The following is a 14,510-nucleotide window of genomic DNA, read 5'->3' as shown; positions in this document are numbered from 1 at the left end:
CCTTTAGCTGCGCTTAACTACTACGATAGGCTTAGACGGTGCTGTCGCCGACTGGCTATCTTCGGTGACATGCGTAGTCTCTGCCTTTACTTCCTCCGCATCGGATGACGAAGCAGCCGTATCCTCCGCTGCGGTATCCACCGGTTCTGCTTCTTCTACCTCACCGACTACCGTACCGTTATCGTCCGGCACATACACCGTACCACCCGTTTCCGTTGTGGTTTCTTCTACCGGTGCCGTCACCGGCGTAATGGACAACGTATCGTTCGCATGATTAAGTCCGTCACCGCCGATAACAATTCCCTGTACGGTCACCATATCTTCCGGCTGTACATAGATAGCGGCTCCATCGGAAAGCTCTATGTTTTTCCCTTTGACAAAGAAACCGCCCACCAGACCTACCGGTCCCAAGAGAACCGCTCCGGCCACCGATGCACCGGCCGCTTTAAGCTCTTGTTCGGTCTTTTTCTTTGCATCTTCACCTTGTAACGCGGCAAAGGTTGTACCGTCAATGGTAGGGATTGTATCGAAACGAAGATCTAATTTACCGTTGCGACCAAAGGAGGAGGCCCGTTTCAATTCTGAAATATGACCGGTTCCCACCGTACCGGCCGGCACGATAAGAACATCGCCGTCCATAACATCTTCTGCCACAGTAAAGGTGAACGCATCGCCCAATTCATTGGTTTTAGTGCTAATCGGGTCATTTAATGTCACCTTAAACACATGATCGGCCGCTACGGTACCGATTTGCGGTGTCAGCTTAACATCTTTACCGTCAATGGCCTTCTTTAGCGCCGTAATTCGGCTCTGCACCGAACCGGTACCAACCTGTCCCGTTACACTGCGTTCCAACCGATTGAGTCGTTCCAAGAGGGAACCCTGCGTTACAGCTCCTTGATAGCTCCATTCTAATACATCCACTTCCTGTGTAATGGACACACCGCTGTCCGACCCGGCTACCGAACGGTACAACTCATCCACCTTGCTGTTAAGCGTACCCGAACGCGTAGCACCATACACGGTCTGGTCCAACTGGTTTACACGATCCACCAATGCACCAATCTGAACGTCTCCGTATACAGTTGTTTCCAAACTATTTGTCTTTTCTAATACGGTATCCGGGGCCGCCCATACGCTACCTGTCATCAGCGCGGCCGTTACCAATGTCAAAAGCTGTTTTTTCATAGAGCCCTCCTACTGGATATGTGACTTCCCAATCATAATAAAAGCATAGACCGGTACCGATCTATGCTTTTACGCCGTTAAATACGCAAATCAATGATAGCCGATACACCTACGCCTTGAATACGGGAAGCGTTGGTCGGATTTTTACTATCAATCGGCACCAAACCTTTAATACGTGCTACACTGTTAAAGCTGGCCTCAATTTGAGCAACCGCCTGTACGCGTTCTACCTCGGATGCCGGTCCCGTAACCTGCGCAGCCCCAATATAGCCTTTATTGCCTACACTGACGATAGGAACCACCTTTGTCGTGTACGTTGTACTTAAGTTATTTTGTTTTAATACGGAGTTCAAAAAGCTGTTAATCTGCTCGCCGTATTTATCTACGAGGAACCCTACACCGGCTACCTTAACAATACCGCCCAAATCACCGAGACTAAACGCCTGTGTTGTCATAAATAAGCCGGTAGAGGCTACGGACATAGTAACTGCCATAATAGCAGCTGCAATTTTCTTTTTCATACGTCACCCTCCTCATTAATTATTATTATACATTTTACCAAAATTTCAAATAAAAATCTACGAATAGACACCGTGAAGATATACGGATAGCTGCCACAAAGGTCTATGCGTCGCTAGCAAATACGCGGCACCTGATCTTCACCGAGCATATCTAAGAGACGAACACCACCCAAGGCCGTTTCAAGTCCTACCTTACCAGCATTCTTCGCCATAGTTTCACCGATGCACACCGCCTCACGACCGTACGGATGCTGATGCAATCGCTGTAAAATTTCTTCGGTTGCCTCTTTTTTTACAAAGAGAATCGCCTTGCCTTCATTAGCCAAATACAACGGATCATAGCCTAACATATGACAAACCGCCGCCACATCTTCGTGTACGGGAACGGCCGCTTCACGCACGCGAATCCCCACCTGCGCCTGTGTAGCAATTTCTTGTAGCACCGTTGCCACCCCACCTCGCGTGGGATCACGCATCAGTGCCACCGCATCGCCGAATTCTAAAAGCACCGGTGTCAACATACCGTTAAGCGGTGCGCAATCGGTAACAATACTATCAGGCAAAGTAAACCCGTACCGCGTCCCCATAACAGCCACTGCATGATCACCTAAGGAACCAGTGAGGATTACGTCCATATCCGCCGTTACACGATCCGGTCCGATGACAATGCCTTCGGGGATATACCCTACGCCGGCCGTATTAATATAAATTCCGTCTACGGCCCCTTTTTCCACGACCTTCGTATCACCGGTGACAATCTGTACGCCTGCTTCTTTGGCCATGGCCGCCATCGTCGTAACGACGGACTCCAATACATCGCTGTCCAGACCTTCTTCTAAAATAAATCCACAACTCAAATACTGTGGTACGGCCCCGTTCATCGTCAAATCGTTAACCGTACCGCATACGGCCAATTTGCCGATATTGCCGCCGGGGAAGAACTGAGGCGTCACTACATACGAATCGGTAGTAAACGCCATCCGTCCCGCTTTTACCGTAAATTGTGCGCCATCATGCAATGGTGCCAGCAGCGAGTTGGTAAAATGGGGCAGAATATAACGCTCCATCAATTCATGGCTAAATCGTCCGCCATTACCATGTACTAATCGAATTACTTCACCCATATTCAATCCTCCCACAACTGGCCGCCGCTGGTCCGTCTATACTTATACCATGCCGCACAGCTGCCTTCTACCGACACCATGCAAGCCCCGACCGGATGATCGGCGGTACATTCCTTGCCAAACAGCGCACATTCATCGGGGCGAATCAAACCTTGCAATACCTTATCGCATTGGCAACCTTTCGGCGGCGTGGCTTCTCCCATGTCACCCAGCAGTAACATGCGTTCTGCATCAAATCGCGCATACTCTCCGGCCAAGCGCAAGCCCGACTTTGGAATGACACCCATACCGCGCCATACATCGTCAGCCGGTTCATACAACTCCTTCATTAATTGTATCGCCACCGGATTACCCGTTTTAGCTACTACCGACTTATACTGATTACCCACGTAATAAGTGCCGGACTTACGTTGCCACAGAATATCGCGTACAGCCGCTAAAATTTCCAAGCCATCAAAGCCGGCGATACAAGACGGAATGCCATACTCTTCTGCCAAGAAACGGTACGGCTCTTCGCCGATGATAACGCTGACATGACCGGGCAACAAAAATCCATCAAGCTGCCGTTCCTTACGATCCAACAACGCCCGCAACGCCGGCGGCACCAGCTTATGCGACACCAGGAAGAATACATTGTCCAGGCCCGCTTGCGCCACCATTTTAACCGTGGCTGCAATAACCGCTACCGTCGTTTCAAAACCAATCGCCAAAAATACAATTTTCTTATCCGGATGCTGACGACCTAAGGCAACGATTTCCATCGGACTATATATGATATGAATCTGCGCACCTTCACTTTTAGCTTCCCATAAATTGCCGTCCGTGCCGGGCACCTTGAGCATGTCGCCGAAGGTAGCGATAATAACATCTTCCCGCGCCGCATAGGCCAATGCCTTATCCATATACGACTGATCGGTAACGCACACAGGACACCCCGGTCCGCTGATAAGTTCGATACCCTCCGGTAACATCTGACGGATACCTTCGCGGAAAATAGCTACCGTATGCGTACCGCACACCTCCATAATCCGCACCGTTTCCCCCGGAGTGTAAAGGGATTTTATATCCTCCAATAACGCCTTAGCGGCTTGTAGTTTGTTCTCTAAAGTAAGCTTCTTCACGTTCTTCCAACTCCCGGAAAGCGTCCATAGTCGCCTTCGCTTCCTCTTCGTCTACAATCTGAACCGCACAACCTGCATGAACCAATACCCAATCGCCGACTTTGGCTTCCGGCACCAACATGAGATTCACATCACGGGTAACACCGGTAAGGGCAATGGTCCCGACAAATTCATTAACCTGTACTAACTGTGCAGGCACCGCTAAACACATATGATCACTCCTTTTCCGTCAACTGCTTCATAGCCAGCCACCATTGACCGACAGCAAGTCCCCCGTCGTTTACGGGAATTTTTTTAGGTAATACGACTCGATAGGTCGGCTCCATACGCGCCATTTCCGCTAATAGCCGCCTGTTCTGAAATACACCGCCGCCGAGAACAATCGTCTGTATCCCGTATCGGCTACACAAATCTTCGGCTACTTCCGTAATCCCATAGGCTAGGGTGCGATGGAAGGAAGCCGCCAATGTACTCCGTGCCACACCCTTGATGCGTCCTTCGATAATCTGACGCACCAATGGATAAAAATCCAACACCGAGCCGTCATAATAAAAATCGTATAAATTGCCTCGTTTGCTATACGCCAGCTGTTCCAGTGCCATAGCAATCTGGCTGTCATAGCTATGACGATAGCCCAGGCCCAATAAAGACCCTACGGCATCAAACAAGCGCCCTGCACTGGTCGTCCACAACTGCGGCATTTTGCTCTTAAATAATTGGTCTACCAGTTCCCAACCATAGGGGAGATCTTCGCGCCAAGCTTCGTACGGGCCGGACAATGTTTCGCCGCAGGTGCGCCGTAAATACCACAACGCTTGCCGCCACGGCTCTTCCACCGCACGTTCGCCGCCGGGCAAGGGCGTCCTTGCCAAATGCACCAGGCGTTCATAACGACTGCCTTCACAAAGCATAAACTCGCCGCCCCAAATATCGCCGTCATCACCATAGCCGGTACCGTCAAAAGCAACACCTAACACCGGGCCTTCCAATTGATGTTCGGCCATAACAGCAGCAATATGTGCATGATGATGTTGTACCTCAAGATAAGGAATGCCCTTGTCCGACGCATACGCTCTGCCGTAGCGCGATGAATAATACTGTGGGTTTTTATCGGCTACTACCGCATCCGGTGTTAACGTAAACAGCTGTTCATAACGAGCAATCGCACGCTCCATGGCCTCGTTTGTCGCTTCATTGGCAAGATCTCCAATATGCGGTCCCGGCAATACTTCGCGCCCTTTATTAATAGCAAAGACATGCTTCAAGTCACCGCCCATAGCCAATATAGTGGGCATCCTGTATGGCTGCGCATCACACTTGATAGCACTGCTCGTCCGCTTCTCCGGCATCATACTCTCTGCTGCATTATTCTCTGTGCCATTATGCTTCACAGTTTCTTTTTCTGACGAAGGGGCTTGTCCGCCTACTGCCATCGTAAGAGATAACGGCACATAACCGCGACTGCGTCGGAATAATAACGGTTCATCATTCACTACGGCAACGACCGAATCGTCCACGGGCGAAACAATGCGCCGATTGTGAACCAAGAACCAATCGGCTACGCCGGTTAATGTTCTCAGCGCCGCCTCATCCTCATAAATAACCGTATCACCGCTGTAGTTTCCGCTGGTCATTACCCACAGGGCATCCTTCGGCACCAGTAAATGATGCACCGGTGCATAGGGCAACATAACACCGATATAATGATTCCCCGGCGCCACTGCTTCCCAAGCTATCCCGCCGGGACCTATCGCATCCATAATGGTTTCTTCACCGGCTCGCATTCGTTCCGGTCGACGACGACAGGCTGCCTTGGAAGCATGCAGCGTTTCCAACAATACAATCGGGCGCTCCGGACCGGTCAATACCGCTTCTTCCGCCTCGCTGATGCAAGCCACTGTCTTTGCCGTAGCCAACGATCCTGCCATAACCGCCAGCGGTTTATCGGGCCGTCGTTTTCTCTGGCGCAGCCTATCTATTGCCTTCGCATTGCGTGCATCGCACACCAAATGATAACCGCCGATTCCCTTAACGGCCACAATATCACCGTTGGCAATATGATTACGCACTACAGCAAACACATCTTCTTCCGCATTATCAAGACCACATTCCACAGCGTTGCCCTGTGCATCGAGCAATGAATACCGCGGTCCGCATACACCGCACGCCGTAGGTTCCGCATGGTAGCGCCGTCCATGTAAATCATCGTACTCCGCCTGACAGGGAGAGCACATAGTAAACGGAGCCATTGTGGTAAACTGCCTATCATACGGAGCTTTCTCAATGATCGTATACCGCGGCCCGCAGTGAGTACAATTAATAAAACTGTAACCGTAACGTCTATCCTCCGGATCGGTAAGCTCCTTTAGGCATGCCTCGCACGGAGCCGTATCGGCACCGATAAACGTACTCATTGTATCATCGGCCGGTGAAGGTAAAATGAGAAATGCCGTTTCGTTCGCCACGGGATGTACGGTAATCACCGTATCATCAATGCGTGCCGTCGGAGCCTTGCGTGCCTGCACTGACTCTACAAAGCCACGGAGCAATGTTTCATCCCCTTGTACCTCTACGTACACGCCGGCAGCATCGTTATACACAAAACCTGTAAGACCCAGTTCATGGGCTATAACGGAAACAAGGGGGCGAAAACCGACCCCCTGTACCACGCCCGTAAACCGTATGCCCCATCGAGCCTGTCCCGTTGTTTCTACCGGTTTACGTTCCATATATTCTCCTTATTATCAGCAAAACCTTACTTCTGTCGACTCACTTAGTAACGTATTTACGCCTGAACCGCCGTATCCTGATTCATTTCATCAAGCTCGGCCTGAATCATAATGGCACACTCAATGCGTTTTTTCTGCAATTTACAGCCTAATTCATAGGGCTCCTTAATGCTGCCGCCAAAGGTTTCATTATTCGCATGACACCCACCGGAGCAGAAGAACTTCGCCCAACATTTTGCACAGGTCGGTTTCGTAAATACATGGGTATTTCTAAATTCTCGAGGAATATCAAAATTCTTCAAGCCTTCAAACACGTTCCCCAATACATAGCCGTCACGGCCGACAAACTGATGACACGGATAAATATCACCGTTCGGCACAATCGCCATATATTCATGACCGGCACCGCAACCGCGCAAGCGCTTTGCCATGCATGGTCCGCGATACAAATCCATGCGGAAATGGAAGAAATTAAACTTTTCGCCCCAGCCGTCTTTTTGACGCTGCAAATACAAATCGGCTAATTTTTCATATTCCTTTTCCAAAATCGGTAAATCTTCATCGCGAAGCACATATTCCCCTTCTTTGCCCACTACCGGTTCCATGGATAAGTGTTCAAAGCCCAAGTCGGACATGGCAATAACATCCTTGGTGAAGTCCAAATTGTTATGCGTATACGTACCGCGTACATAATATTCGCGACCGTCACGCTGTTTTACGGCATTTACCAAATTCTTGGCCACCGTCTTGTATGTATCTGTACCGCCGGCACTGGGGCGCATGCGGTTATGAACTTCTTCACGACCGTCGATAGACAGTACCAAACTAATGTTGTGTTCGTTTACATAATCAATTTTATCCTGCGTCAACAATACACCGTTCGTAGTCAACGTCAATTTAAAAATTTTATTGTGCGCCGCCTGAATGGATTCCACATATTCAACCGTCTGTTTAACTACATCCCAATTCAACAGCGGTTCACCACCGAAGAAATCGATTTCGCAATGTTGCCGCGTACCACTCATGGCGATCAAAAAATCAACGGCCCGCTTTGCTACATCAAAACTCATCAATTCACGTTTTACTCCGCCGTAATCGCCTTGACTGGCAAAGCAATATTTACAAGCCAAGTTGCAGTCGTGAGCAATGTTAAGACACAATGCCTTGACAATAGGCTTTTCTTCCACTACCAGTTTAAACTCTTCGGACATCGGCGCATACAGCATTTCTTCTTTGATGAGTTCATCAATTTCATCCATCAACTCATCAAGCTCCGACGCGTTTTCCGTAGCATCCAACGCTTCGTGCACAGCTTCGCGATTGGACCCATCGTAAATATCGAGTACACGGTCCGTCAATTCGTCGATGACGTGAATAATACCGCTATTAACATCAAGACAGAAATACTTATCCTTCATCTTGAATTTATGAATCATCGGTTGTAGTTCTAGCATATGTAACAATAGACCTCCATCAAACTTATAAACATCTATACTTATTCTATCACATTTAGTCCTCCGGGACACATATCTGATATAAGTTTATCATGAAAATATTCGTTCATTCTAATGAAAAAAGGCTATAACACAATGCATCGCATCATGTTATAGCCTTTCGCCGTTATCTTATTTCTGTTTGCAAACCTGGTTGCCTACAGTGCAGCTTGTTTTGCAAGCGGACTGGCAGGAAGTCTGGCATTCGCCACAACCACCGGTTTTAGCCGTTTTCTGTAAAGATTCTGTATTGATAGTGCGGATATGTTTCATGATAAAGTCCTCCTTCATACACTACTACCTTTTTCTACATTTTAGCATACCAAAGTAAACTTAGGCAAGCGTCTTTCGTGGCAAACCATGCACGCTGCTCTACAATTTTCAAGACACGAATGCCGAAGAAAGTTGTAGACCTGTCCCCGACACCTTACGGCATAGCCTTCTTCAAGGTAGCCAAATTTTCTTCCATTACCGACAGGTACGTTGCACCCTTGTCCATCTGTTCCTTCGTCAAGCCTTCTACCGGATTGAGCATGTACACCGTAACGCCGGCCTCCTTGGCAATCGCTTCTGCCAATTTGGGATTTACCAATTCTTCACTGAAAATTGCCTTCACTCCATTAGCCTTAACAAAAGCTACGATGCGTGCCATTTTTTCGGGAGTTGGCTCCGCATCCGGTGAGATACCCATGATTCCCAGCTGGTGCAGTCCGTAGCGATGCGCAAGGTAACCAAAGGCCTCATGCGTAACAACAAGATTTTTTTGCTGTACCCCTTGTGCCCAGTCCTGATACTGCGCATCCAGCTTAGCCAGTTTTTCTTTATAGGCTTCGCCATTCTTTTTATAGTACTCCGCATTTGCCGGATCAGCCTCGCTGAAAGCCTTTACCACCGCATCGGTTTCTAACATGACATTTGTTGGGTCCAGCCATACATGCGGATCGTTGCCACCGTGATCATGCTCATGCTCATGCCCATCCGTGCTCTTTTCGACTGCCGGGGACGCGCTCTCCTTCGCCCTCTCTTCTTCGAAAGATTCATCCGGCATCGGCAATACGCGGGTCGCCTTTGAAAACTCAATCGCTTTGGCATCGCGCAATACATCCTTTGTCACTATCTTTTCCGTAGGCTCTAAACCTGCTCCGTTATACAAGAATAGCTTGGCCTTACCGATGGCCATCAAATCACTGGACGACGGCTCCCAATCATGAGGCTCACTGCCCGGCGGTACTAACAAGGTAAGCGCTATTTTATCGCCACCCACTTGCTTTGCCACATCATATACGGGATACACCGATGCCACTACGGGGAGCTTTCCTTCATTCGTCGGCGCTGAACTCCCGCAGCCACCAATGACTATTCCCATGGCCACACTCATTACACCTATCGCTACGCGTCGCCACCACGAAGTATTACACGTCTTCATATGTTCCCTCCTACTTTTTACAGACATACAACACGATATGTATTATACACGATTTCCCCAAAACGTGTTTGAACACATGAACACCCGTCGACATATAATCTGCCTAATTGTCGACGGGTGTTCCTACTCTCTTTCGCAGTAAAGTCCAATCTATCTGTCGGTTCTACGATACCATCCAATCTACCGGACCGACAGTGGCAATACCTCTACGTTGTTTAACCTTCGTGTTTGCTTTCTTCCTCATGCGCCGGTAACGACCGATGGGCTATGGCAACGGCAATTTCATTAAGATGCAAAATACCTACGCCGGCGTAGATGGCTACGCTTAGATGCTCACGATAGCGAGCTACCCCAATCTTACCGCCCACATTAAGACCGATGGCTTTTCGCTTTAATTGTTCCAAAGCTTCTTGTGTAGCACCGATTACAGCGCCTTCCCCAATGTGATTGTCTGCAACAACGCGCTGCCTCTGAGCCGCCACTACGGCGTGCTCAATAATTTTAGGGATGGACGGTACAAATTGTCCGCCAAAATCAACGGCTACCGATCGAATGCCCTGCTCATGCAATTGTTTTCGCAATTCTTGCTCTGCCTCACGCGATTCGGTAATGGCTAGGCGAAGCGCCGCCCGACCGATTGCAATACTGTTATACTCCATATATCTCCCGCCTTTATCGTTCTGTCAATTGTTCTATCGTTTCTCACTCTACTCATTGCTATATAGAATTATTGTACACTGCCCACGCAAGACGATGCAAGTTGCATTTGAAAACAGCTACTGTACAGCCACAAACATAGATTTTACATCTACTTTTTTATTGGCATCCAATAGGCCGGCTTGTACTAAAAAGTCTTGCGCTTTTTCCAAATCTTTAATATCTTCTTCCGTTACCTGAGGATTAAAATCATACCATGGTGCCATGGTAGCTACCTCTTTTTCGGTAAGCCCCGTTTCTTTCGCCGCTAGCGCATAAGCCTGTGTCGGATCCTTTTTGTATGCATCCACTACGCCATAATGAGTCGCCAAAAATCGTTTTACTAACTCCGGATGCTTGTCGAGAAAATCACCGCGCACGGCAATAACAATTGTCGCATTAAGCAGTCCTTGGGCATCGCGCACCACATGGGCACCGCTTTGCAATGCTTTCAGCGCCATCGGTCCTGCCAACAAAGCTGCATCGGCACTGCCGTTTTCCATAGCAGCCGCGGCTTGCGGAATACCGCCGGACACAAAGTTGACATCGCTAGCCTGCATTCCCTGTTCGGCTAATGCCATCAACAGCAACTGATGCAAGTTAGTCCCCTTCGGTCCCATTACGGTTTTCCCTTTCAAATCGGCCACCGATGTAATAGACGGATCCTTCGCAACAATGACAAATGCCTTCGGCGCACGGCTATACATGCTAACAATGCGCAAATCCACACCATTTGCCTTCGCCAATATAGCCGAAGTACCGCCCAACGCATTAGCAATGTCAATATCGCCGGCTGCCATCGCTTCTGTCTGTTTCGGTCCTTCCGTAATCGTTGAGTAGCCCACCTTCACCGCATCCTCGGCAAAGGCCTTTTCAAACAAACCTTCCTGCTTTTCCACAATGGATGGAATATTCAACGGCGCTTTCACATAGGTAAGGTGCACCTCTGCCGGCTTAGCCGTCTGTGTTCCCGCCGTATCACTACCGCAACCGGAAATAATAAGAGCTCCGGTTACACATACTAACGCCATCAGTTTTCGTATTCCCTGTTTCATAACAAGCCTCCTATATGCTGCAATATATCTCTCTTTAACGGTTCCGTACACGATGTATCACGCCGTTTACCCCAAGACAATGGATTTTGTATTTGCTTGTGCTTACCATCGGGTCGCAAGCAGATGATGCTGTCCCCTAACAATAGGGCCTCATCCACATCATGCGTAACAAACAATACCGTCTTCTCCATCTGTGTTTGCCAACGATGCAACTCCTCCTGTAACTCGCGCCTGGTAAAATAGTCCAATGCGCTGAAAGGCTCATCCATGAGAAGCATCGGCGTATCTGCACACAATGCTCTACCGATGGCCACTCGCTGTGCCATGCCACCGGATAGCTCTGCCGGTAACCGCTCCGCTGCCGATGATAACCCCAGCTCCTGCAATAGTCGTTCTATCGTATTCGCTCGAACCGGATGATCGCCATACTGTGCGAACGATATGTTCTCACGTACCGTCAGCCATGGCAATAAACGCGGTTCCTGAAAAACCATCGCCATCGTTGTCTCTTCCCAACCTTCGGGCCACTCGATATCTCCCATCGAAGGTACCTCTAGCCGAGCCAATAATCGGAGCAATGTCGTCTTACCACATCCGCTCTTGCCAACAACTGTCGTAATCGTCCCCAAAGGCATAGCCGCCGTCAACGGTGCCAATGCCGGCTGCAAGCATCCGGCATAGGTTTTACCCAATCCTTGTATGCTAATCACCGGCCTTTGTTCATGCCACTCCATCCTTGTCACCTCCCAGGTAACGATACAACAATCGTCTTCCCAACTGTCGACACCCATAGTCCATGACACTACCGCACACACCGATGACCACTACACCGACAATTACACTGGCCGACTTTGCCATTGCCTGCGCATCCAGTACTAAATAACCAACACCCGATGCAGCTGCAATCATCTCTGCACCGATTAGTGAACGCCAACTATAACCAAGGCCTATACGCAATCCCGTGTACATGTATGGCACTGCATAGGGTAACCGAATGCGCCGAACACACTGCCATGAGGACAAACCGTATTGTCGTCCCATCTCAAGAAGCTTGGCATCCGTACAACGTACACCGGTTAACGCATTCAAAAAAATGGGATAGAACGTAGCCAAAAATACAACGGCGGTTTTAGAGGCTTCCCCGATACCCAGCCATAAAATAAGGAGCGGTAGCAATGCCAACGGCGGTACATGCCGAAAAAATTCGATAGTCCCACCCAATACACGATAGGCCGGTTCCCATAAGCCGATAACAATCGCCAAGGGAACGGCTGTAGCGGCAGCAAGTAAAAAACCGACGGCTACTCGTCCCAAACTAACACCGATATGTATTAGCAACGTACCATCGCGAAGCAGCTGCCATCCACTGTCAATAACATCCATCGGTGAAGGCAACACATAGGATGACCATCGACCACTATCCACCGCTATTTGCCAAAGAACAAGAATGCCTAGGGGCAATAACCACCGTACCCAAGCTTGTTTCATAGCGGAGTCCTCCTTTCTGCCTACTGTTGCACATCTGCATTAAGTATACCACATCATTGAGAATTGTTCTCTTAATATTTAACGTATCGGTGGCTGCAACTATCATGTCCTGCCATGATTTGTTGTTCATCGCTTGCGTTTCATTGCTACAATATTTTTGTTGCTCAACTACTTCAGTGTGTAGCGTTTGTGTTTCATCGCTACATTTTTCTTGGGGCTCTACAAGGATAGCTTCGCTACCTTTCTTTGTACTTTCTTTAGAGATGTTTAGTCTAGTTTCGTTTAGTTTAAGTATGCGTTCGGGTAGGCGTTCGGCTGGGCGTTCGGCTGGGCGTTCGGGTAGGCGTTCGGGTAGACGTTCGGGTAAAAGTTCGCCTAAGCCATCTTTTTTATCTCCGGTTTTCGGAATACTCTGCCCCTCATTTTGCGAAATATTTTGATCTTTGTTTTGCAAATCACATTGATCTTTGTCTTGCAAAATACATTGATCAGCATTACCTGCGTCCGCAACATCAACTTCTTCACTAATAACTTTTTCACTAACAGTACCTTTAGCATCTTCTTCAGCCAAATTAACTACGCCCGCAATATCAATTTCTTCGCTAACAATTTCTTCGCCATCACTTATGTCCGTAGCAATCGCAGCACTGTTGCCTGATAAAAAGGTGGTAACAATTCCTTCCTCTTCCATGGAAATCATTTCATAGACTGTCGCTTTCTTACCCGGACGTACACTGTATCGAATGCGCCCCGCTTTCTGTAACGCAAGCCTTGCTCGTTTCACTGAGGATTCGCTCAATCGCGTACTTGTCATCAGCATCGACATGGGAACGGAAAATTGTTTTTTCCAAGAACATGTATTGTTATAATGCATCAACACATACCAGAGCACTTGCGCCGATGTCGACACCTCCGGATGCAATGTGATCCAAACATTAAATGCGTTCATTTCTTCGATGTAATTCATGAGTTGTACCTCCCTAAAATCTACCGGGGAAAATTACCCCTTCACTTATAACAGGCAAAAACGACCCCTTTTTTAAACATAATTTCCATACTTTTTTATCATACTATTATTTTAATTTTGCATTAAAACTAATAAATCCAGCATATATCTGCGTTGAACGCTTCTTTCATCAAGAAATAAAAATTATAAAAACTCTATGCGTACTGCTCCAATCGATGGATATGTACAAATAAAAGCAATTTCTACTTTCGAACATTTAATTCATACTATCAAATATGTAATTACTACTATCCAACGTGTAATCAATGACACAAAAGCTAAAAAGTCCCACATATAGATTGATCGGTCACATCTGGAAAATAAATATATAAATATAAAAGTATCCTACGATAGCTCTTTGAAGCCCGGTCTTACGAAGGGCATTCTGCATAGCTATCGTAGGATACTTTTTCTTCCAGCGAGAAAAAGAAAGGAGACTATCAGCATAAGAAACGCTCTTCGATAGACCGAGCTTTCGCTGCTGATAGTCTCCTTCTTTTATATATTCATTCGCTAGACCTGACCTCTGAGATATATGGACATCGCTTCTAAAAACTAACACTGAGAGTACTCACTAGCACTGAGAGTACTCACTAGCACTGAGAGTACATACTAGCACTGAGCGTAGAATAATGAACAGCTGAGAAGTTAGACAGGAAATCC

The 14,510-nt window shown here is 48.0% G+C and carries 14 protein-coding genes; all 14 read right to left on the bottom strand.

Features of this window, described 5'->3' with window-relative positions; translation table 11 throughout:
- Positions 1 to 3: 3 nt before the first annotated feature.
- Entirely contained in the window at positions 4 to 1,188 is a 1,185-nt protein-coding gene (locus G344_RS0105095) for a hypothetical protein (RefSeq protein ID WP_028255262.1), read from the bottom strand.
- 77 nt (positions 1,189 to 1,265) lie between these two features.
- Positions 1,266 to 1,709, bottom strand: coding sequence for a hypothetical protein (locus tag G344_RS0105090; RefSeq protein WP_028255261.1), 444 nt, complete (start codon positions 1,707 to 1,709; stop codon positions 1,266 to 1,268).
- Between the two features lie 113 nt (positions 1,710 to 1,822).
- On the bottom strand, positions 1,823 to 2,833 hold the full coding sequence (hypE, locus tag G344_RS0105085) for a hydrogenase expression/formation protein HypE (RefSeq protein ID WP_028255260.1): 1,011 nt from the start codon (positions 2,831 to 2,833) through the stop codon (positions 1,823 to 1,825).
- A 2-nt stretch (positions 2,834 to 2,835) separates the two neighbouring features.
- Positions 2,836 to 3,954 carry a hydrogenase formation protein HypD gene (gene hypD / locus G344_RS0105080; protein WP_028255259.1) on the bottom strand — a complete coding sequence of 373 codons (1,119 nt, stop codon included), beginning with the start codon at positions 3,952 to 3,954 and terminating at the stop codon, positions 2,836 to 2,838.
- The gene (locus tag G344_RS0105075) at positions 3,914 to 4,165 is read right to left on the bottom strand and encodes a HypC/HybG/HupF family hydrogenase formation chaperone (protein ID WP_028255258.1); all 252 of its coding nucleotides are present in this window, start codon (positions 4,163 to 4,165) and stop codon (positions 3,914 to 3,916) included. The genes hypD and G344_RS0105075 overlap by 41 nt, the downstream gene beginning before the upstream one ends.
- A gap of 4 nt (positions 4,166 to 4,169) precedes the next feature.
- Positions 4,170 to 6,683 (bottom strand): carbamoyltransferase HypF, encoded by a 2,514-nt coding sequence (locus tag G344_RS0105070; protein ID WP_028255257.1) that lies wholly within the window; start codon positions 6,681 to 6,683, stop codon positions 4,170 to 4,172.
- A gap of 56 nt (positions 6,684 to 6,739) precedes the next feature.
- Positions 6,740 to 8,137, bottom strand: coding sequence for a thioether cross-link-forming SCIFF peptide maturase (gene scfB, locus G344_RS0105065; RefSeq protein ID WP_028255256.1), 1,398 nt, complete (start codon positions 8,135 to 8,137; stop codon positions 6,740 to 6,742).
- Positions 8,138 to 8,308: 171 nt separating this feature from the next.
- Positions 8,309 to 8,452 carry a six-cysteine ranthipeptide SCIFF gene (gene scfA, locus G344_RS11705; RefSeq protein ID WP_205088158.1) on the bottom strand — a complete coding sequence of 48 codons (144 nt, stop codon included), beginning with the start codon at positions 8,450 to 8,452 and terminating at the stop codon, positions 8,309 to 8,311.
- Positions 8,453 to 8,603: 151 nt separating this feature from the next.
- Entirely contained in the window at positions 8,604 to 9,602 is a 999-nt protein-coding gene (locus G344_RS0105055) for a metal ABC transporter solute-binding protein, Zn/Mn family (protein ID WP_038155002.1), read from the bottom strand.
- Between the two features lie 215 nt (positions 9,603 to 9,817).
- Positions 9,818 to 10,261, bottom strand: coding sequence for a HutP family protein (locus G344_RS0105050; RefSeq protein ID WP_028255254.1), 444 nt, complete (start codon positions 10,259 to 10,261; stop codon positions 9,818 to 9,820).
- 117 nt (positions 10,262 to 10,378) lie between these two features.
- Positions 10,379 to 11,353, bottom strand: a complete 975-nt coding sequence (locus tag G344_RS0105045) for an ABC transporter substrate-binding protein (RefSeq protein ID WP_028255253.1) — start codon at positions 11,351 to 11,353, stop codon at positions 10,379 to 10,381.
- On the bottom strand, positions 11,350 to 12,087 hold the full coding sequence (locus tag G344_RS10735) for an ABC transporter ATP-binding protein (RefSeq protein ID WP_051245762.1): 738 nt from the start codon (positions 12,085 to 12,087) through the stop codon (positions 11,350 to 11,352). Before G344_RS10735 ends, G344_RS0105045 begins: the two co-directional genes overlap by 4 nt.
- Positions 12,074 to 12,841: an ABC transporter permease gene (locus G344_RS0105035; protein ID WP_028255252.1), complete on the bottom strand. Its 768-nt coding sequence runs from the start codon at positions 12,839 to 12,841 to the stop codon at positions 12,074 to 12,076. Before G344_RS0105035 ends, G344_RS10735 begins: the two co-directional genes overlap by 14 nt.
- Complete coding sequence (locus G344_RS11455) at positions 12,771 to 13,808, bottom strand: hypothetical protein (RefSeq protein WP_051245760.1); 1,038 nt, start codon at positions 13,806 to 13,808, stop codon at positions 12,771 to 12,773. The genes G344_RS0105035 and G344_RS11455 overlap by 71 nt, the downstream gene beginning before the upstream one ends.
- Positions 13,809 to 14,510 lie beyond the last annotated feature (702 nt).

Source organism: Veillonella magna DSM 19857 (genome assembly GCF_000428745.1).
Classification (GTDB): Bacteria; Bacillota; Negativicutes; order Veillonellales; family Veillonellaceae; genus Veillonella_A; species Veillonella_A magna.
Note: the sequence above shows the minus strand (reverse complement) of the source record. Positions and strands in the feature narration are given on the sequence as shown.